Raw genomic sequence first — 18080 nt, 5'->3', positions numbered from 1 at the left:
ATATGAGCCTCAGGAAAACAGGCCGTGCAGATACCATTGCGGTTTCTCGCCGCGCTCTGCCAGCCCTTCGCGATAGAGCCAGAAGCGCCGGCCGTCCTGATCCTCCAGCCGGAAATAGTCCCGTGTCATGGCATCCACCGCCGCCCCGTCTTCGGCATCGGTACGCCACCATTCCGGTGCCAGCCGCTCCGGGCCGGCAGCCTCCGCAACCCGGTACTCTGCGCCACGCCAGCGGAACCGGGCCGGTGGATGATCCGGTAAAAGCGCCGTTGCCTCGACTTGTTCCGGGCGTCGCATAAGCCGCACAGGCCGCGCCCGTTCCGGCGTCAGCGGGCGCAGATTGCTCCAGTGAAGCGGCTTGCCGGACGGACGAATATCTCCCCGTCGCTCTGCCCGTTCGGGCCGGTGGCTCTCAGTCGGCTGCAACCGATAGATCGCCTCACCCCCAAGCCGGTTGGCCAGACGGTCGCCAAGATCGGCCACGGCATCGCGGTCCTGTCCCGCAGTGGCACCGAGTGCACCCTGCACGCCGCCCGCCATATCGCTTTCGAGAATGTCGGCCACGGCAACATCGATACCGAACCCGGGATCGAGTTTATCGAAATGCTGGACCAGCAGACGGAACAGAACATCCGCATCCCGGCAGGGCCGGCTGGTGCCAACGGTGATTTGCGGCACGGCGCCATCAACACGGAAGAAGCGGACCCGCACCCGCCGGGCGCCGGCCTGTTCGCGTTCCAGCCGGCGGCAGAGACCGGCGAGGCACTGCCTGGCCGCACGCTCCAGATCCTCCCGAAGGGCAATAGGCTCCGCAAAAGCCAGCCGTTCCCGGAAAGGCACCTCCGGCAAGCGCATGTCGAGCGCGGCCGGGCGCTGCCCGAGGGCACGGTCCAGCGCTTCCACCATCGCGGCACCAAACCGGCTGACGAGCGGCGCTCGCGGCTTGCCGATGATCTGGGCAATACGGCGCAAGCCAACCCGATCAAGCGCCTCTACAGTTGCCGGCACGAGGCCGAGTGCCGCGACAGGCAACGGTTCAAGTGCCATGGAGGTTTTCCCCGGCGGTACCAACGTCAGGGTAGAGGGGGAGAAACGGGCGATGGCACGAGCAGCGTCAGGGGTATCCGCCACCGCCAGCCGGGCTGCAAAACCAAACCGGCTCAGGGCCGCGAGGCAATCGCGCCCAAGCGCCTGTTCCTCCGTTCGCGTGTCTTCCGCACCTTCCCGTCGGAAGAGGTGCGCGCAACCGGTGATATCGAGGTAGAGGCCAGCGCTGCCGCCTTCCCCGTTGAAAGGCGTCGCGCTGCTGTCCGCCGCGACCATCGGCGTATAGTGCTGGCACCAGGCGGCGAGTTGTTCCAGCCGTTTGCGATCGGCCCCCATGTCCGCTTCAAGAGCCTTCAGATCAGGCAGCATCGCACGGGCATCGGCGAGAGAACGCCCGACCTGAATGCCCTGCTGGACGGCGGCACTGTCTGCCGCAGCGATGATTTCAGAACCCGCGACGCGCCGGGTCATGATCAGAGGCCGGTCCCCCGAGGTAAGAGCACTATCGCCGTTGCGGCGCCAGTCGAAAGCAAAGTCCGGAATGAAGAGATACAGAAATCGCCGTGCCATGAACCGTCTCCCCGTGATGAGTTGATTTCAATTGTTCATGTTTTGTTCTCTATGTCAATATGATCAAAAACAGGCTTCGCGTAAAATGGGATCAGTGACCGGAGAGGCCGAACACCCAGAAGAGATAGAGGGCGATCAGTACGCTGCCGCCGACAACGCTCCAGAGGCCAAGCCTGCGGAACAAAATCCGGCGCTCCGCCGAGCGTTGCTGGCTCTCGATGCGCTGGTGCCGTTCCGCTTCGATGGCACTAAGAAAACGCAGCAAACTGTCGATGGATTCGCCAGCCAGGGACTGGAACTGGGCGGCGATACTTTGCCCGTTATGTAGGCGACGAACGATATCCGCACTGAACGGGAATTCAATCAGCTCGTCACGGCCCTTCCAGTAGATCGTGCCTTCAAGAGGGGTATCGATCTCCCGCCCGTCTTCAGGCAGTCGGGCAAGAAAGCCGCCGATTGAAATATCAATGAGCGGAAGCCGACGTCCGTCCACCGAAGCATAGGCGCCCGTCACGGACCACCGTCCGTGCCTGCGTCTTTCCTCAGCGATCACTGTCTCCGCGACAGCATTCATTCCCCGCCCCTTCATCTTTGGCAACAGTGTACACGACTGCTGCCATTTCGGCTGCGGACGATGATCTTTGCGTCAATCAGGCAAAAGAGTGATCCGGCACAGCACCAAGTAGTGTGCGTAATGTTAACGAGGAATATCAAAAAGTACATATAGGGTTACGCGGCAGCACCCGATGCCGCAAAGCTCCTCGTTTCCGGCCACACAGGACTCACTTCCGGGCGCTCCTCCGGCATTCGGAATCGTCCTTCACGCGAATCCCAGAACAACCGCCAAGCGGCTGGTTGCCCCCCGCGCAAACGGTCGAGAGAAAGCGACCAGAGCGGCCGCGGATCACCGCCTGAAGGCGCGGCCCTGACGGACCAGCGGCTGTCTGCCGTTCCCGCTGCCATCTCTCCTGCAACGCTCCGGAGCAGAAAGCCGGTGACGCCACTTGTTTCCGCCGCGAGCTGCAGGCGCCGCTCGGCGACCCGCGCCGCCTCTCCGGCATGTGCCGGGCCGAACTCGCTCACGACCCCGGCAAGACCGGTGCACCGCAATCCTTCCTCCATGGCCCAGAGCCGTTGCGCCTCGTCCCGCGCCTCAACGAAAAGGACCCGGTCCATATCGAGTCCGAGAGCCGCCAGCCCGCAGCCATAGGCCATACCGCCAAACATGTTGGCATCCCGAAGGCACCAGAGGATATCCCCGCCACGCGCAGCGCCCAGCAGGCGTACCGACATGGCGGCAGCGAAACCGAAGACGCTCGCGTCCCTTACTTCGGTACGCGCTTCGCCGGTGATTTCATGAATACGGCCAAGGGCGAGGCCACCGCCAAGATGATGATCCAGACCCTCCAGGCCGAGCGGACAGCGCGCCGCCCGATCCCCAGCGTCAGTGCCGCGTTCAATAGCCCGCACCTGCGCACGCAGAGATGCCAAATCGGCCCGTTGCCCGACGCCGTTACTGCGCTTAGGATCGCCCATTCGACCACCTAAATGTTCTTGATTTGTTCTAAGGTATGTCTTTCCATGAGTCAATCGGCCGACGCTTCCGCATCCGATCAGCCCCAATCCCTTGAAACCATGCTCGGCTTCAATGCCGATCTCGGCTTCCGCCTCACAGAGTGGGCGGACGGCTATGCGAAGCTGGAGCTGGACCTGACGGAAAAACACCTGAACCGCAGCGGCATCCTGCATGGCGGCGTGGTCGCCACGATAATCGACGCGGTCGGCGGCTATTGCGGTGTCTGGGTGCCTGAAGGGGCCGAGAAAAAGCGCGCCCTCACCCTGTCGCTGACCACCAGCTTCATGGGGACGACCAAGGAAGGCCGAATCTACGCCACCGCCAAACGGCGCGGCGGCGGACGCTCGGTCTTCTTTGCCAGCTGCGAGGTCTACAGCCCCGAAGGTGTTCTGATCGCCATGGGCGAAGGTACCTACAAGGCACTGGTCAGCAAGGTGACCTCCGCCGGCTGATACCCCGCCTTAGCAGCCCAAAGGGATGCTCGTGCAAGAAGGCTTCGGAAATGCCACGGCAGCAGCACCAGGCGACGGTGCTGCTGGCTCTGACGAAGCCTGACGGATCACTTCGCGAAGGCGACATCCCGGCCCGGCGCGGCTGCGAGCAGCGAGCGGGTATATTCGTGCTTCGGATCGGCATAGACCTTCGCCGTCTCGCCTTCCTCGACCACGACACCATTCTGCATGACCATGATCCGGTCGCAGATCTGCGCCGCGACGCGCAGATCGTGGGTGATGAACAGCATGGCGAGATCGTAGCGCTCGCGCACATCGTCCAGCAGGTCCAGCACCTGGGCCTGCACGGAAACGTCCAGTGCCGAGACCGCCTCATCCGCGATCAGCACCTTGGGCTGCATGGCGAGCGCCCTGGCGATACAGATACGCTGACGCTGGCCGCCGGAGAACTGGTGCGGGAAGCGATCCAGCGCATCCGGGCTGAGGCCGACGATCTCCATCAGCTCGCGCGCCCGGCTATCCGCTTCGGCCTCGCTCACGCCAAAATTCATCGGCCCCTCGACAATCGACTGCCCGACCGTCCGGCGCGGATTGAGCGACCGGTACGGATCCTGGAAGACGATCTGGATATCCCGCCGGTGCGGCCGCATCGCATTTTCGGAAATGGTCGCGATATCCGCACCTTCCACTTCGATATGGCCAGACGTCGGGTCCTGCAGACGCACGATACAGCGGGCCAGCGTCGACTTGCCGGAGCCGGATTCACCGACCACGCCGAGGGTTTCCCGCCGGTGCACCACGAGGTTCACATCCTTGTTGGCATGCACCTCACGGCTCTTCCGGAACAGCCCGGTCCCGCCATAGACCTTGTTGACCTTCTGCGCGATCAGGGCTGGCGAGCGTTTGTCGATCTCGACCCGGTGGCTTGGTGTCATAGAAGGCACGGAACCGATCAGCATCTTTGTGTAAGGATGCTGGGGCTTCAGCAGAATCTCATCCCGCGTGCCCTGCTCGACGATCTTGCCCTTCTGCATGACGACGATGCGGTCCGCGATTTCCGCCACCACGCCGAAATCATGGGTGATGAACAGCACGCCCGAACCATGCCGGCGCTGGATGTCCTTGATCAGGTCGAGGATCTGCGCCTGGGTGGTCACATCGAGCGCGGTTGTCGGCTCATCGGCGATCAGCAGCCCCGGCTCAAGCGCCAGTGCCATGGCGATCATGATGCGCTGACGCTGCCCGCCCGAAAGCTGGTGAGGGTAGCTGTCATACATCTTCACATGGTCCGGCAGGGAAACGTCCGCCATGACCTCAAGCACACGCTCTTTCTGCTCGGCCGCCGAGAGGTCGGTGTGGATCTCCAGCATCTCACGGATCTGATCGCCCACCTTGATGACCGGGTTCAGCGCCGTCATCGGCTCCTGGAAGATCATCGCCATTTTCTCGCCGCGCAGGCGACGCATCTCGGCATCCGACTTCTTCAGCAAGTCCTCGCCCTGAAGGATGATCTCACCGCTAACCGGTTTCACCTCCTTCGGGTTCAGCCCCATGGTGGTGAAAGCGGTCACGGACTTACCGGAACCAGACTCCCCCACCACGCAGACGATCTCCCGCGCCCCGACGGTGAAGCTGATATCCTCGACGGCGAACGGGCGGTCCGCCCCCTTGGGCAGCGCCACCGAGAGATTGCGGACTTCAAGAACGGGCGTGGCCGCTGCGGCCCCCATCGTCTTCGCTGCGACTTGTGTATCGGTCATGCGCGCATCTTCCGGGCAATACGGGGATCAAGCGTGTCACGCAGTCCGTCGCCGACAATATTGACGGCCAGAACGGTCAGCGCGAGAGCGACACCGGGATAGAAAATGATCCAGGGGGTGAGCTGGAAATAGGTCCGCCCCTCGGACATGATATTGCCCCAGCTCGGGATTTCCGGCGGGATGCCGGCTCCGAGGAAGCCGAGGATCGACTCGGTCAGCATCGCGGCGCCGCAGATATAAGTGGCCTGCACGATCATCGGAGCGATGGTGTTTGGCAGGATATGCCGGATCAGGATCGCCGGAAGCCGGGTCCCGGAGGCAATCGCCGCTTCCACATAGGGCTCATCCCGCACCGTCAGCACAACGGCGCGCACCAGCCGCACGACCCGCGGTATTTCGGGAATGGTGATGGCGATGACGACCGTGGTCAGCGTCGCGCCTGAAATCGAGATCATGGCAATCGCCAGCAGGATCGCCGGGATTGCCATCAAGCCGTCCATCACCCGCATCACCGGCGCATCGAGCCAGCGCACATAACCAGCGAGAAGCCCGGTGAACAGGCCGATCACGGTTGCGATGGCCGCCACGGAAATACCGACGACGAGCGAAATCCGACCGCCATGGACGACCCGGACGAAAATATCGCGGCCGAGAAAATCCGTGCCAAACCAGAAATCCGCCGACGGCGGTTTCAGCCGGCTGATCACATTCTGCTCGGTCGGCGATCCGGTGAAGAACGGCCAGATAAGTGCGATCGCCGCCATGATCAGCAGCAGGATACCGCCCCAGAACACCGACCTGTTCCGCATCATCAGCGCGAATGTCGACGGCTGCTGCTTTTCCGGAAGGACGTCGTCCACGGACATCTGTTGAGGATCTGTCGCTGTCATCAGTACCTGATCCTCGGGTCAAACAGGGTGTAGGAAAGATCGATCAGCAGGTTGATCAGGATGTAGATGAAGCTGAAGAACAGGATCAGCCCCTGGATCACCGGGTAATCGCGGGCCAGCACCGCATCGAGCACAAGACGCCCAAGGCCAGGAATATTGAAGACCGACTCTGTCACCACCACACCGCCGATCAGCAGTGCGATGCCAACACCGATCACAGTCACAATCGGCACCGCCGCATTGCGAACAGCATGCTTCATCAGGATTTTCCACTCGGACTGGCCCTTTGCACGGGCGGTCCGGACATAATCCTCTTCAAGGACTTCCATGACCGAGGCCCGCGTCATCCGCGCGATCAGCGAGATGAAGATCACCGAGAGCGCAAGGACCGGCAGGACCATATGTCTGAGGAAGGTAAAAAGTCCGTGGTCGAACGGGGACTTGTAGCCCTGGACCGGCAGGATCTTCAGCTGCATCGCCAGCACATAAATCAGGCAATAGGCCAAGACGAAGACCGGCACCGAGAAGCCGCCGACCGAAAAGAACATGACGAACCGGTCAATCAGAGACCCCGATTTCCAGGCGGCGATGGTTCCGAGCGGCACTGCGACGGCGACCGCGAACACAATCGTGCAGAGGGAAAGCAGCAGGGTCGGCTCAATCCGCTGACCGATCAGTTCCATAACCGGCTTTTTGGAAAAGATGGCGGTGCCGAGATCGCCCGAGGCGAGCTGCAGGATCCAGCGCCAGAGCTGCACCAACATTGGATCGTTCAGTCCGAGCTGGGTTCGGATACGCTCGACATCCTCAGCCGTCGCATAATCCCCTGCGATCACAGCTGCCGGATCACCCGGCGCAAGTCGCAGAAGCAGGAAAACCAGCACGGCGACAATCACCATCACGGGGATCGTCGAGAGCACGCGCTTCAAAACATAGGTCAGCATGGAGAGGTAAGCTCCTCAAGGCGTCTGTCGCCAGTACGAGCCTTTACCGGCCCGAGGGCAGAGCATTGCAGAGGAGCCGTCCGGACCAGGCGATCCGGACGGCTTTCTGACGGGCGAGATTACTCGACCGACATGTTCCAGAAGAACTGGACCGGAGACTTGATCAGGCCCTTCACATTGTTCCGGTAAGCAACCGGAACGAAGAACTGACCAAGCTCGGCAGAGGCTGCGATGCTCCAGACCCGCTCCTGCACCTTCTTGCCAGCAGTGAGCTTTTCTTCCGCCGTTGTCGCTGCGGCGAAGTCGGCACGCGCTTTCTCGAGCGCCTCATCAGTCGGCCAGCCGAACCAGCCCTTGTCCGGATCGCCGGAGAAGGCGATGGACATCGGGTCGATCACGTCCGCACCGATCCACCAGGTGTGGAAGATGTTCCAGCCGCCTTCGGAAACCGGGTCACGCTTGGCCCGGCGGGAAGTCAGGGTGGACCAGTCCATCGCCTGCAGATCGACCTCGAAGCCAGCCTTGCGGAGCTTCTCGGCGGAGATCAGGGTGAAAGCGGAGAGCACCGGAATGTCCGTCGGGTGCATGATCACGACGGGCGTCCCGTCATAACCGGCAGCTTTCAGGGCAGCGGCGGCTTTTTCGATGGAACCGGTTTTCATGGTCTCGGCCGCCACTTCGGTCGCCAGGGGCGTACCGCAGGGGTAGATCGAGAAACAGGTTTTCCAGAACTCCGGAGCACCGATGGCACCGGCCAGGTAATCTTCCTGCTTCATAGCCATGGTCGCCGCCTTGCGGATCTCGACATTGTCGAACGGCGGCAGCAGATGGTTGAAGCGGGCAAAGCCGATGGAGCCGAGCGGATCGTTAACTTCCGCAGTCACGTCTTCCGCCGCGGAAAGCAGCGGCATCAGATCGGTGGACGGCTGTTCGAAGAAGTCGATTTCGCCGGCGATCAGAGCGTTCATTGCGGTTGTCTGATCGGGGAAGTAGGTCCAGATCACCTTGTCGACCTTGGCGATCTTGCCGCCAGCGGCAGCAGACGGTGCCTCGGAGCGCGGGACATAGTCCTCGAACTTCGTATAGACCACGGTCGAACCCGGAACCCACTGGTCCGCCTCGAACTTGAACGGGCCGGAGCCGATATGCTCGGGGATCTGCTCGAATGGATCGGTCGCGGCAATGCGGGCCGGCATGATGAACGGCACGTTGGAGGAGATCTTGCCGATCGACTCCAGCACCAATCCATACGGCGCCTTCAGCTTGAACTGGAAGGTCTTGTCGCTGACGGCGACCATCTCTTCCATCTGTTCCATGAGCTTCTGGCCCATGCCATCACGGGCGCCCCAACGCTTCAGCGAAGCGATGACGTCCTTGGAAGTGACCGCCGCGCCGTCATGAAATTTCAGCCCGTCGCGCAGGTTGAACGTCCAGACCTTACCGTCGGAAGATGTCTCCCAGGTGTCGACCATCTGCGGCTGCGGCTTGAAGCTCTCATCCATCGCGAAAAGCGTGTCATAGATGAGATAGGCATGGTTGCGGGTGATGTAGGCCGTCGTCCAGATCGGATCGAGGTTCTTCAGGTCCGCGTGCGGAATTACCCGCAGAACCGTTTCGGCGCTCGCCAAAGTCGGGGTCCCTACCAAAGGCAGGGCCACGACCGCGAGAGCCATCAGGCTGCGTCGTGTCCAACGAATCATATCAATATCCCTGTTCCGAATTATTAGGTGAGATGCGAGGTTGACCTCGTCTATTACCTAGTTTGGAGCGGGTATTTTTTGCACCGCACCATGTGCGAGTCAATGAATCCACATCGTGGAACAAGAAAGATTATCGTAATGAAGGCGCACTAATCGCGTGGGCAGGCTGCTCGCAATCAGGTTGCAGAGACTGCCCGCATCTCCCCGAGACCCTGACGGATAATCTGGAAAGAGGACCAGCAGAACAGGCCCGCCATTACCCCGGCAACGGCAAGATCGGGCCAGCCGGTTCCGGTATACCAGACACCGCCCGCAGCGATGACCACGGCAACATTTCCAATCGCATCGTTGCGCGAGCAGAGCCAGACGGAGCGGACATTCGCGTCACCGTCACGGAAGCGATAGAGCAGTCCGACGCTGGCCATATTGGCAATGAAGGCGAGGACACCGACAGAACTCATCACGACGGCTTCCGGCACACCTACCACAAGCACCTGGTAGGCGGTGGAGGCAAACACCCAGAGCCCCATGAGTGCGAGTGAAAACCCTTTGAAAAGAGCCGCGCTGGCCCGGACCCGGGCGGCTTTTCCGATGACATAGAAGCTGAGCGCATAGGTCGCGGTATCGGCCAGAAAATCGAGCGCGTCCGCCTTCAGGGCCATCGACCCGGCGCCGAACCCGGCGGCCATTTCGACAACGAACATCACGCCGTTGATCAGGATTACGGCCCAGAGCGCCCGGCGATAAGCCGCTGACATTCCTTCGAAAACCACATTTTCATGATCGTGACCGCAACAGCCGGCCATGGCACGCCCCTCGACAAATCAACTCATCGAGCCCAAATATGGGAGCTACAGCGACTGTAGGTTCAAGGACAAACGACAGAGAGTTCGAGAAAGCCATGACGGAATTCGCCACAAACGCCACAGCCCCGCGTTATCCGATCGGCGATCTCGCCCGCCAGACGGGCACAAAGGTGCAGACGATCCGTTATTACGAGTCCATCGGGCTGCTGCCGGAACCGGCCCGCACCGCCGGCAACCAACGGATCTACGGACAGGATCAACTCGACCGGCTGGGCTTCATCAAACATGCCCGCGATTTCGGCTTCCCCCTGGATGCCATTCGCGAGCTACTGGAGATGACAGACAAGCCCGCCGCCTCTTGCGTGGAAGCTGACGAAATCGTCAGCCGTCATCTTGGAGAAGTCAGAAGGCGGATCGGCCGCCTGCAAGCTCTGGAAGGAGAGTTGGCGCGGATGCTGGAGAGCTGCTCGCACGGAACCGTGGCCGACTGCCGGATAATAGGTGTGCTTTCGGATCACGAAAAGTGTTGCTCCACCAGCCATGAGCCGGTGGAAACCATGCCCTACCGGTCGCCGGATTAACCCTCGTCCTCCGGGTGAATCGTACGCTCGTCATAGCCGTGCTTGGAGCTGTAATAGGCGAGCCACATCAGACCGCCGCCAAGCAGCAATGTGAAGAAGGCTCCCAAGGCCAGCGCAATGAATCCGTGGATGCTCATCTCGACATCCTCGACGGCGAACCAGACCTCCCAAACACCCCAAAGGGCGCCCGCGAGAAGGCTGAGGAGTACTACGGCGAGCAGGATCACGTTACGCATTGCCTATCACCCGGCGAATTTGACCAATCACAGAATATAGGCGCAATCTCGCGCGGATCGACAAAAACGGGAACAGCTCATGACGTGGTCAATCGTCGCACGTGATCCGAAGAGCGGCCGCTTCGGCATCGCCGTCTCCACTTGCGCCTTCGCCGTCGGCGCCATCTGCCCTTGGTCGCGTGCCGGGATTGGCGGCATATCCACCCAGGCTCACACCAACCCTATGCACGGTCCGCTCGCGATGGACCTGATGACACGTGGCCTGCCGATAACCGAAGCCCTCGCAATGACACTCGCACACGATGAAGGCCGGGAAATTCGCCAGGTGCACGGCGTCGACGCCAAGGGCAACACATTCGCCCATACAGGCGCTAACTGCGTCGACTGGTGCGGGCACCTGACGGGAGAAAACGTCACCGTCGCCGGTAACATGCTGGCCGGCCCCGCCGTGGTTGCGGACACGCTGGCGCGCTACGAAGCAGGCGCGGACCTCGAATTCGGCGACCGCCTGCTGACGGCTCTGGAGGCAGGGGAAGCCGCAGGCGGCGATAAACGCGGCAAACAATCGGCGGCCCTGCTCATTCAGGGAAGCGAGCCCTACGCCGAAGCCGACATCCGCATCGACGACCACCCCGAGCCCGTCACCGAATTGAGGCGACTATTCGGCATCTACGCGGGAAGCCGGCGCGCCTACATGCGCACCATGGGTGGGATCGGCGATTTCGCGGGCATCGTCGATGACGCAGAGCGGGAGGATTTTATGGCGCAGAAGCAGGACAACTGAACGGCAAAAGTCAGCTTCCGCTCTGCGCATCCGACACCAGCTTCTCCATACCGCGGATCAGATTCCGCTCAAGCACCTGAATCCGGGAATGATCGATCCCAGCCGCAACTGCTGCTGCCTGCGCAGATTCTATATCCTTCACAACGGTAATCTCGACAGGCAAGGCTGAGGCTTCGATATCGAATGACCCAATATATGCGACTGAACCTTTCGGAATATCAAAGAGATAAGCGGCACGAACACTGGTCCTGCCATCTTTCTTTTTCAGCGTCTCGGCGAGACGCGTGACTTCCATACCTTGAGCTCCTCCGCCTCGCACATAAACATCGTCTAAAATGTACAATCCCGCGACGACAGGAAACACTTCGTACGACCATCCCTGGCCACCCCGAACGGATATTGCATGATTACGGATGTCACGCCTCTTCGGGATGTGAGACAGACCAATCCCGGCACTGGTCGACGGTGTGAAGAGACCAATCACGCCCTCTCGCATCTTCGGCTCCACACGCGCTCCCATTATTATGTGCGCGTTCGGCGTCTGATAATCCCGCGTGCTTGCACAGCCGCTGAGAGCACCAAACACTAGAAAGAAGAAAAAAACTTGCCGTTTCATCGACCACACCATTCTCAACATTAAAATCTCTAATAAATTCAAATAAATGTGCAATTATTCAACGTAGATATCATATGAGAGAATAGATCGTTCGATCATTTAATTCTCCTCAACTTTCGTACGACAACCCGTGAAACGTCGAGACGGCTGGACATCGCCTCCTTCATTCTACTGACATCTAACCCGAAAGAAAATTTAATATTCTTGGCGTAATGATAAGTCCTCACCTCATCCACAGGCATATTCGAATTCTTGAATGAATAATCTTTATTCATGACATTTTTTGAAACAATATCGAACTCTATTTTTGCATCTGCAACATAAACCAACTCTCCGGCAGAGACAGAAAAACCCAGCGAATTTTGCGACACCTGCCCACGCTTCAATTGCATTACATTATAAAGTGTGTTTCCACATCCACGAGGATTGATACAGCCAAATTTGTCATATCTATAACGCTCGAAGACCCAATTCCCTGGAGTAACTTCAAAAACATCATAAACCAGATATCCCTCGCCAAAAACCTGCGCGCTTTTCCCGTGAAATTTGTCTGTTATTTCAGAGATATCAACGCCTCGACCGCCCCCCCCAAAAACAATAGACTGAAGTGAATTCCGAAAAGGAAAAGGCGAAAGGTTCAAATCAACAATAAACGTCTCATTATCATTCACTGGGTATTTAACGTCGGATAATTTTCCATCGCTGTTATACTTTCTAAAAATCATCTCCCGTCCGCTAGGCATTCCTCGAATTACTTCGGAAGACACCTGCGACTCCAGAGTATCGTTATAGTCAAAATAGTCTTTCCAGCCATGCGCCACAGCTTCCCGACCAACGATCACGTAGGCTTTCTGCTGATTGAGACCTTTGGACAAATCTGGCTGCGTCGTAACACAGCTGCAAAGAGCAAAAAGCAGCACGAAAACCGGCAGCCTGCGAAGACGAAACTCTCTAAACATTACAAGCCCTGGATCTTTTGAAATTTACCTAATCAACGATTATCGCGACTGAGCATGAAAATCGACCCCTGCTACCATTTTTTAATGTCCACAAAGCCCCGCACCCGGTGCATCACTGCATAAACCCGGTCTATCTCCCCGAGCGGGCAGATATCCCAGTCCCATGATCTGCCGCCGGGTGGCAACGGGACGTCATGCAGGGCGGATGCTGTTGCGGTTTCCGCTCCCGACCGGTCACAGATGATGTGCTCCTCGTCAGCAATCAGTGCCACGGGGCAATCGAACGCGCCGAGATAGGCGAGATGTGCGCGAACAAATGCCTGCCCCAACGCTTCGCTTTCCGCATCGCTCTGACCGAAGCACTTTTCGGGTAAGCGTTCGGGACAACGAAAAGCTGGCGCGGCACCAAGCAAGTGCGGGCCTCGAATACAGCAACCGCCTGCTGACGGCCTTGGAGGCATGGGAAGCCGCTGGCGGCGACAAACGCGGCAAGCAATCGGCTGCCCTGCTCATCCAGGGCAGCGAGCCCTATGCCGAAGCCGACATCCGCGTCGACGACCACCCGGAACCGGTCACTGAACTGCGCCGCCTCTTCGGGATCTATTCAACCAGCCGCCGCGCCTACATGCGCACCATGGGCGGGATCGGCGATTTTGCCGGTATCGTCGATGACGCAGAACGGGACGCTTTTGTCGCTGCAAACCTGAAGACGGACGAAGCCTCCTGATCAGCCCGGCACCGGCGCCTTTCTGAAGGACTCCCGCGCCTCGCAACGTTCTGCAAAGGCCGCAAGCGCCGGGAACCGTTTCTCAACGTCCATATTCGGACGGATTTTCCGCGCAAAACTGAAAGCGACGACGGCCGAAATATCGGCCTGGCTGATACGGTCCGTCCCACCCAGCCAGTCATCTCCCGCCTTTTCGACCAGCTCGTTCAGATAGGCCAGGCCACCACAGGCCTGATTTTCATTCTTGTCGATCCAGGGTTGGTGCACTTTCTCCGCCGGATGGAACGTAACCTCGTAAGCGGCCCACTGAGTCTTATCCATCGTCCCGAGCGCGATCGCGGTGATCTTGAGGATACGGCGCCGGTCCGCTCCCGATGCCGGGACAAGAGCCTTCTCGGCCCCCGCCATCTCGTCGATAGCATCAAGAATAGCGAAGCTCTCGACCAGCACCTCGCCGTCATCGAGAATGAGCGTTGGGATCCGGATGAGCGGGTTGTGCCCCGAAACCGCTTCGGGGTTCTTGCTCACCATCACATTTTCCATCTCGTAAGCAATACCGAGCTCATTGAGGCTGATCGCCACCCGCCGGGCGAAGGGTGAAAGATAATTTCCGATCAGTTTCATTGGTCGATGCTCCCCGCTTTTTTCATTGGGGATCATACTAGAGCGCGAGAGCCGTTTTCGAGAAGTGAAGTCGGTTCAGGTTTTTGGAAAATCCTGATACCCCCGCACCCGATGCATCACCGCATGATCCCGATCGATCTCCCCAAGCGGACAGATGTCCCAGTCCCAGGACCTGCCGCCAAGTGGCAGCGGCACGTCATGCAGGGCGGACGCTGTTGCGGTTTCCGCCCCTGACCGGTCGCGAATGATGTGCGTCTCGTCGGCAATCAGTGCCACTGGACACTCGAACGCGCCGAGATAGGCAAGATGCGCGCGGACCAGTGCCTGCCCCAACACTTCGCTTTCCGCATCACCTTGCCCGAAGTGCTTTTCGAGGTAAGCGTTCGGGACGACGAAAAGCTGGGACAGGATGCTGGCGGAGATCACCAGTGAGATTGACGGGTCGTCCAGATAGGCGGTCGGTTGCGTCAGTTCGGTCTTTCCTTCGGCGAGGGATGTGAGCGAAGCGGTGACATCAAGCGTGACCAGCTCTAACCGTTGCTCTCTCTCCGCCGCCCGGCGAGCAGGCGCCATAAAGAGGATATCCGCCAGAATGACGCGTCGGAACATGCCAAGCAGATCCGCCAGGGGAATGTCATGGAGTAATCCGGCACCGAAGATCAGAACCGTATCCCGCGTGTCGCACTGTCCGGCCGCCTCCAGCATCAGCTGGCGGCTTTCTTCCAGATGCGATGCCCATGCCGTGCGGTTCCGCCGGTATCGGCTCTCGATACCGACGCATTCCTGAAGATAGCCCATGCGTCGGAAGGGCGCGGGGCACGGCGTTGTGAGATAGGTGAGACATTCGCGGATCATCCGGCGATGGTAACGGCACGAGAGGCCCGTTCCAAGGACGAGCCTCCCTGCACCGTACGATCAGGTCATGACGACAGTGGAGCGCCCCTCATCCCAGCGCCATGTCGGTTCACGCGGGCGGATTTCGACGCCGCCGACCCAGCGCGGCGCACCCGCGACGGACAGATAGTCCAGTTCACCTGACAACACCTGCCGGCCCGCATCCGTCAGCATATAAATCCGCTTCGGCCAGGGAAGTTCCGCCGCCTCCAGGTCCGTCGAGATGATTGGCTCCAAGCTGCGGCCAAGATCCTTCAGGACATGCCAGAACATGAGGTCGCCGAGGAACGGCAGCGGTTCATGCCGGGTCATCAGCGCATGATAGATCCGGCCCGCTGGCAGGCTCTGCCCATCGGATCCGGCCAAAATCGACAGCGCCAGCTCCTGGGTCATGCCTAGCCCCGTGCGCACAGAAGGTAGCTCCCTCAAGTGCCGTTGCAGAGCTGGCGCCATCAAAGGCAACGCAGGCGTGCCATCGTGGGCAATCCGGGCAAGATGCGTCGGGTCCGGATCGGTAACAGCGTCCCAGACCTCAGCACCGAGCGCGAGTTGCTCTTCTGTCGCGGGTTTCAGCTCGTTTTCCCAGAGCCAGAGCAGCACTTCGGGATGCAACTGGCCGAGACCGACAAAGCCCTGCACGCCCGGCACCTCGCCGACACAGATCATCTGCAGGTCCGGACGTTCATCAAGGCGGGAGAAATGCGCCAGCAAACGGGCGAGGATCAGCTGGTCGTAACTGTCATGTTCGAACCAGAGCGTTACCCGACCTCCCGCTCCGAGCGCGTCCACCGTGTCGTACTCGGCCTCCAGCTTGTCCCTCGTTTCTTTCAACGGGCGCTCATATGCGGACACAATGAAGTCCGAGCGCTTGTCCAGAAAGGCCGCCCGGTCGAGGCGTGGCACAGGCCCCTGACAATAGGGGTCGGAGAATTCGGCAAAAGCACCGACGAACCCCGCGACCTTGAGGCTATGACGGATATCCTCTCCGCAGCGGATATGCACCATGTCGGCACTGTCAGGCACCAGCGGGCGTCCCGCTTCCATGCGCCGCCGGGCAATGCGCAGTGTGTCGATATGCGCCTTCATGCGCGGCCAGCTCGGAAAGCCGTTTTCCCGCGCGACCACAAGCTGTGCATCGGCGAGCAACCGCTCGGCCGCAGCGCCTTTCGGATGAAATGCTTCCAGCCTCGCAAGAGCATCCGCATCGCCGTCGCGGACAGCTTTCAGAAGCTCTTTTGCACGCTTTTTCTGTTGTTCGAGATTGAGCCGTCCGCCGAAATAATCGCGCGGACCGGCCATTGCCGGCTCGTTAGCTTGAGACATACGATTCCCTCGTCGCTTATCGCCTGTGTCCGCCAACAGGCAAGGAAATCGATCTGTTATCGATCAGTCAGGATGGGCGCAGCCCTTTCCGCGGACAGGACGCCAAGAAGGCGCTGCGGAAAACATCGCAGCCTGGGCCCGCGTGATCAAGCCCCACCTGAAAGAGCTTGATTATCAATAATGTTAAACAGACAGGCTATTAATCTGCTTCCTCTACAAACCTCTCCGCATCAGCACTGAGAGAATCCGTGTTCACAGATTTAGGTTCGGCTTTGTCATCTGAAATTTTCGGCGCGGGGGCCTGCCAGTTTCTTAGATTTTGTCCAACCTGTTCATAAAACGCGGGCACGGCACGCTCCAACTCAACGATGAACGTTTTCCGCTGCCCAAATCTAGCCGCCAAGTCTTTTGCATAAATAACCTCAAAGGAAGTTGCCACTTTTCCTTGCAATTCCGCCATTCCTGGATCTTCTCGGAGATCTACAAGAGAAAAAAGTGTATTTTGGCCACGCCCAGGCCAAATCAATTTAATATGAATGTTGTCGGGCACTGATTCTTTCAACTGCCGAAGCAGCCAATTGAGCCGGGCTTTGGTTGATTTTCTATCGCCTGGAGCTGCAACTCGCATCGAGGCATAAATGGACTTTTTGCCAAAATCAGCGGCCACGCTGACCTGACTGACTGCATTTGGAACCACAAAATCAGCATAGAGCTTGTGCGTTTTCGCAAGATTCTCGGCATCCGATTTCAGTCTTGCGATTGGGTCGTTTACGTGTGCGCGAGGGACACGAATATCTACATTCTCATTGAGTTGCCGACACAATACCAGACAAAGGTCCCGGATTTCCTGATGCCAAGCTCCAATCACATCCTGCACATCACTTGATTTCGGAGAAACTTCACCACCGGCATGTACAGACTCAAGTACTGCAGTCCATTGGCTTGGCATTTGGTCAAAGCTCTTAACCCCTGCACTTGGGTGCGTAAGAAAGCGGACCATTTCGTTGAGAATTACCCTCTGATCATCGTCAGATACCTCGTCCCTCTTCAATAATAGCGTCGCAATCGTCAACACATACTTCCACGACCAATGAAATAACTGTGCCTTCCGCAAGGATTGGAAGCTTAAATCCAGAGGATGATGACTCGGCAACGGCGCAAACTGATTTGAAATAGTCAGAACGGCATCAACTCCGTTCATTTTTGCAATTTCCAGATAACTTTCAACCTGTTCGTTCGAAAGTTCATTCTTGCCTACTTTTGCCTCGACCAACGCATGCCAAGTTTTTGAACCCGACCGGACAACGATTAGGCCGTCTGGCCGGAATTTTTTAGATCCGGAATTTTTCAACACAACTTCTGTGTAGGTTTCGATTTTAGCCCTAGTGCCAATTCTGAGGCCAAAGTCAGCCAACATCGACCGCCCAAACTCTTGTACATTTTCCATACAAGACAGCAGGATTGAGAGCGTCCGACCTTCCTTCGAGTTCTCCGCCAGAACAGGAAACAGGCGCGCTCGTTCACCTTGAATCAAAAACGCCGGACGATCTGACATGTTTCCCGCCTTCATATTTTTCTACTTTAAGGGGCA

General features: G+C 58.9%; 20 protein-coding genes. 4 read left to right on the top strand and 16 right to left on the bottom strand.

The features are described 5' to 3' along the window. Window positions 1–9 precede the first annotated feature (9 nt). The 3 genes from K328_RS0119480 to K328_RS25010 form a co-directional block, all read right to left on the bottom strand. The gene (locus K328_RS0119480) at window positions 10–1617 is read right to left on the bottom strand and encodes a DUF6504 family protein (protein ID WP_051285187.1); all 1608 of its coding nucleotides are present in this window, start codon (window positions 1615–1617) and stop codon (window positions 10–12) included. A 91-nt stretch (window positions 1618–1708) separates the two neighbouring features. After that, a complete protein-coding gene (locus tag K328_RS0119475) occupies window positions 1709–2191 on the bottom strand; it encodes a PilZ domain-containing protein (protein WP_028467404.1) in 483 nt (160 codons plus the stop codon). A 155-nt stretch (window positions 2192–2346) separates the two neighbouring features. Beyond that, window positions 2347–3153: an ImuA family protein gene (locus K328_RS25010; protein ID WP_051285185.1), complete on the bottom strand. Its 807-nt coding sequence runs from the start codon at window positions 3151–3153 to the stop codon at window positions 2347–2349. 45 nt (window positions 3154–3198) lie between these two features. Here K328_RS25010 and K328_RS25005 point away from each other — a divergent pair, with 45 nt between their 5' ends. Then, window positions 3199–3645, top strand: a complete 447-nt coding sequence (locus tag K328_RS25005) for a PaaI family thioesterase (protein WP_036554945.1) — start codon at window positions 3199–3201, stop codon at window positions 3643–3645. Between the two features lie 107 nt (window positions 3646–3752). On the opposite strand, the gene K328_RS0119460 is transcribed toward K328_RS25005, so the two are convergent. The 5 genes from K328_RS0119460 to K328_RS0119440 form a co-directional block, all read right to left on the bottom strand. Continuing rightward, the gene (locus K328_RS0119460; RefSeq protein ID WP_245577598.1) at window positions 3753–5405 is read right to left on the bottom strand and encodes an ABC transporter ATP-binding protein; all 1653 of its coding nucleotides are present in this window, start codon (window positions 5403–5405) and stop codon (window positions 3753–3755) included. After that, complete coding sequence (locus K328_RS0119455) at window positions 5402–6295, bottom strand: ABC transporter permease (protein WP_226886837.1); 894 nt, start codon at window positions 6293–6295, stop codon at window positions 5402–5404. The genes K328_RS0119460 and K328_RS0119455 overlap by 4 nt, the downstream gene beginning before the upstream one ends. Further along, complete coding sequence (locus K328_RS0119450) at window positions 6295–7239, bottom strand: ABC transporter permease (RefSeq protein ID WP_028467401.1); 945 nt, start codon at window positions 7237–7239, stop codon at window positions 6295–6297. Before K328_RS0119450 ends, K328_RS0119455 begins: the two co-directional genes overlap by 1 nt. Window positions 7240–7358: 119 nt before the next feature. Then, window positions 7359–8939 carry an ABC transporter substrate-binding protein gene (locus K328_RS0119445; protein WP_028467400.1) on the bottom strand — a complete coding sequence of 527 codons (1581 nt, stop codon included), beginning with the start codon at window positions 8937–8939 and terminating at the stop codon, window positions 7359–7361. Between the two features lie 176 nt (window positions 8940–9115). After that, on the bottom strand, window positions 9116–9697 hold the full coding sequence (locus K328_RS0119440; RefSeq protein ID WP_245577597.1) for a cation efflux transmembrane domain-containing protein: 582 nt from the start codon (window positions 9695–9697) through the stop codon (window positions 9116–9118). Between the two features lie 143 nt (window positions 9698–9840). On the opposite strand from K328_RS0119440, the gene K328_RS0119435 reads away from it, so the two are divergent. Next, window positions 9841–10326, top strand: a complete 486-nt coding sequence (locus K328_RS0119435; RefSeq protein WP_051285183.1) for a MerR family transcriptional regulator — start codon at window positions 9841–9843, stop codon at window positions 10324–10326. Here the strand turns inward: K328_RS0119435 and K328_RS0119430 are convergent. Then, entirely contained in the window at window positions 10323–10562 is a 240-nt protein-coding gene (locus tag K328_RS0119430; RefSeq protein WP_028467397.1) for a hypothetical protein, read from the bottom strand. The two genes, K328_RS0119435 and K328_RS0119430, sit on opposite strands and share 4 nt — an antisense overlap. 79 nt (window positions 10563–10641) lie before the next feature. Between K328_RS0119430 and K328_RS0119425 the strand changes: the two genes are divergently transcribed. Further along, the gene (locus tag K328_RS0119425; RefSeq protein ID WP_028467396.1) at window positions 10642–11346 is read left to right on the top strand and encodes a DUF1028 domain-containing protein; all 705 of its coding nucleotides are present in this window, start codon (window positions 10642–10644) and stop codon (window positions 11344–11346) included. A gap of 10 nt (window positions 11347–11356) precedes the next feature. Here K328_RS0119425 and K328_RS26750 read toward each other — a convergent pair whose 3' ends face one another. From K328_RS26750 to K328_RS26740, 3 genes are all read right to left on the bottom strand, one after another. Beyond that, a complete protein-coding gene (locus tag K328_RS26750) occupies window positions 11357–11962 on the bottom strand; it encodes a hypothetical protein (protein WP_156901498.1) in 606 nt (201 codons plus the stop codon). A gap of 95 nt (window positions 11963–12057) precedes the next feature. Then, the gene (locus K328_RS26745) at window positions 12058–12921 is read right to left on the bottom strand and encodes a hypothetical protein (RefSeq protein ID WP_205620710.1); all 864 of its coding nucleotides are present in this window, start codon (window positions 12919–12921) and stop codon (window positions 12058–12060) included. Between the two features lie 71 nt (window positions 12922–12992). Continuing rightward, window positions 12993–13250, bottom strand: coding sequence for a hypothetical protein (locus tag K328_RS26740; protein WP_051285181.1), 258 nt, complete (start codon window positions 13248–13250; stop codon window positions 12993–12995). Between K328_RS26740 and K328_RS25000 the strand changes: the two genes are divergently transcribed. Continuing rightward, window positions 13238–13648 carry a DUF1028 domain-containing protein gene (locus K328_RS25000; protein ID WP_084608424.1) on the top strand — a complete coding sequence of 137 codons (411 nt, stop codon included), beginning with the start codon at window positions 13238–13240 and terminating at the stop codon, window positions 13646–13648. The two genes, K328_RS26740 and K328_RS25000, sit on opposite strands and share 13 nt — an antisense overlap. On the opposite strand, the gene K328_RS0119400 is transcribed toward K328_RS25000, so the two are convergent. From K328_RS0119400 to K328_RS0119385, 4 genes are all read right to left on the bottom strand, one after another. Further along, window positions 13649–14272: a glutathione S-transferase family protein gene (locus tag K328_RS0119400; protein ID WP_028467393.1), complete on the bottom strand. Its 624-nt coding sequence runs from the start codon at window positions 14270–14272 to the stop codon at window positions 13649–13651. It abuts the gene before it with no gap. 75 nt (window positions 14273–14347) lie between these two features. Further along, entirely contained in the window at window positions 14348–15070 is a 723-nt protein-coding gene (locus tag K328_RS0119395; protein WP_156901494.1) for a hypothetical protein, read from the bottom strand. 117 nt (window positions 15071–15187) lie between these two features. Beyond that, window positions 15188–16489 (bottom strand): DUF1835 domain-containing protein, encoded by a 1302-nt coding sequence (locus K328_RS24995; RefSeq protein ID WP_084608422.1) that lies wholly within the window; start codon window positions 16487–16489, stop codon window positions 15188–15190. A gap of 199 nt (window positions 16490–16688) precedes the next feature. After that, window positions 16689–18044, bottom strand: a complete 1356-nt coding sequence (locus K328_RS0119385; protein ID WP_028467391.1) for a hypothetical protein — start codon at window positions 18042–18044, stop codon at window positions 16689–16691. Between the last annotated feature and the right edge of the window lie 36 nt (window positions 18045–18080).

The sequence above is a fragment of the Nisaea denitrificans DSM 18348 genome, assembly GCF_000426505.1.
Taxonomy (GTDB): Bacteria; Pseudomonadota; Alphaproteobacteria; order Thalassobaculales; family Thalassobaculaceae; genus Nisaea; species Nisaea denitrificans.
The sequence above is the reverse complement of the archived record's forward strand: the minus strand, read 5'-3'. Positions and strand labels throughout refer to the sequence as shown.

What these genes read in the sequence shown, in the direction of transcription:
- K328_RS26745 (WP_205620710.1), bottom strand. Translation starts at nt 12,921, where the DNA reads ATGTTTAGAGAGTTTCGTCTTCGCAGGCTGCCGGTTTTCGTGCTGCTT.
- K328_RS0119430 (WP_028467397.1), bottom strand. Translation starts at nt 10,562, where the DNA reads ATGCGTAACGTGATCCTGCTCGCCGTAGTACTCCTCAGCCTTCTCGCG.
- K328_RS0119445 (WP_028467400.1), bottom strand. Translation starts at nt 8,939, where the DNA reads ATGATTCGTTGGACACGACGCAGCCTGATGGCTCTCGCGGTCGTGGCC.
- K328_RS0119450 (WP_028467401.1), bottom strand. Translation starts at nt 7,239, where the DNA reads ATGCTGACCTATGTTTTGAAGCGCGTGCTCTCGACGATCCCCGTGATG.
- K328_RS0119460 (WP_245577598.1), bottom strand. Translation starts at nt 5,405, where the DNA reads ATGACCGATACACAAGTCGCAGCGAAGACGATGGGGGCCGCAGCGGCC.
- K328_RS0119425 (WP_028467396.1), top strand. Translation starts at nt 10,642, where the DNA reads ATGACGTGGTCAATCGTCGCACGTGATCCGAAGAGCGGCCGCTTCGGC.
- K328_RS25000 (WP_084608424.1), top strand. Translation starts at nt 13,238, where the DNA reads ATGCCTGCCCCAACGCTTCGCTTTCCGCATCGCTCTGACCGAAGCACT.
- K328_RS24995 (WP_084608422.1), bottom strand. Translation starts at nt 16,489, where the DNA reads ATGTCTCAAGCTAACGAGCCGGCAATGGCCGGTCCGCGCGATTATTTC.
- K328_RS0119400 (WP_028467393.1), bottom strand. Translation starts at nt 14,272, where the DNA reads ATGAAACTGATCGGAAATTATCTTTCACCCTTCGCCCGGCGGGTGGCG.
- K328_RS0119385 (WP_028467391.1), bottom strand. Translation starts at nt 18,044, where the DNA reads ATGTCAGATCGTCCGGCGTTTTTGATTCAAGGTGAACGAGCGCGCCTG.
- K328_RS0119440 (WP_245577597.1), bottom strand. Translation starts at nt 9,697, where the DNA reads ATGTCAGCGGCTTATCGCCGGGCGCTCTGGGCCGTAATCCTGATCAAC.
- K328_RS25010 (WP_051285185.1), bottom strand. Translation starts at nt 3,153, where the DNA reads ATGGGCGATCCTAAGCGCAGTAACGGCGTCGGGCAACGGGCCGATTTG.
- K328_RS0119475 (WP_028467404.1), bottom strand. Translation starts at nt 2,191, where the DNA reads ATGAATGCTGTCGCGGAGACAGTGATCGCTGAGGAAAGACGCAGGCAC.
- K328_RS26750 (WP_156901498.1), bottom strand. Translation starts at nt 11,962, where the DNA reads ATGAAACGGCAAGTTTTTTTCTTCTTTCTAGTGTTTGGTGCTCTCAGC.
- K328_RS0119480 (WP_051285187.1), bottom strand. Translation starts at nt 1,617, where the DNA reads ATGGCACGGCGATTTCTGTATCTCTTCATTCCGGACTTTGCTTTCGAC.
- K328_RS0119395 (WP_156901494.1), bottom strand. Translation starts at nt 15,070, where the DNA reads ATGGGCTATCTTCAGGAATGCGTCGGTATCGAGAGCCGATACCGGCGG.
- K328_RS0119435 (WP_051285183.1), top strand. Translation starts at nt 9,841, where the DNA reads ATGACGGAATTCGCCACAAACGCCACAGCCCCGCGTTATCCGATCGGC.
- K328_RS0119455 (WP_226886837.1), bottom strand. Translation starts at nt 6,295, where the DNA reads ATGACAGCGACAGATCCTCAACAGATGTCCGTGGACGACGTCCTTCCG.
- K328_RS25005 (WP_036554945.1), top strand. Translation starts at nt 3,199, where the DNA reads ATGAGTCAATCGGCCGACGCTTCCGCATCCGATCAGCCCCAATCCCTT.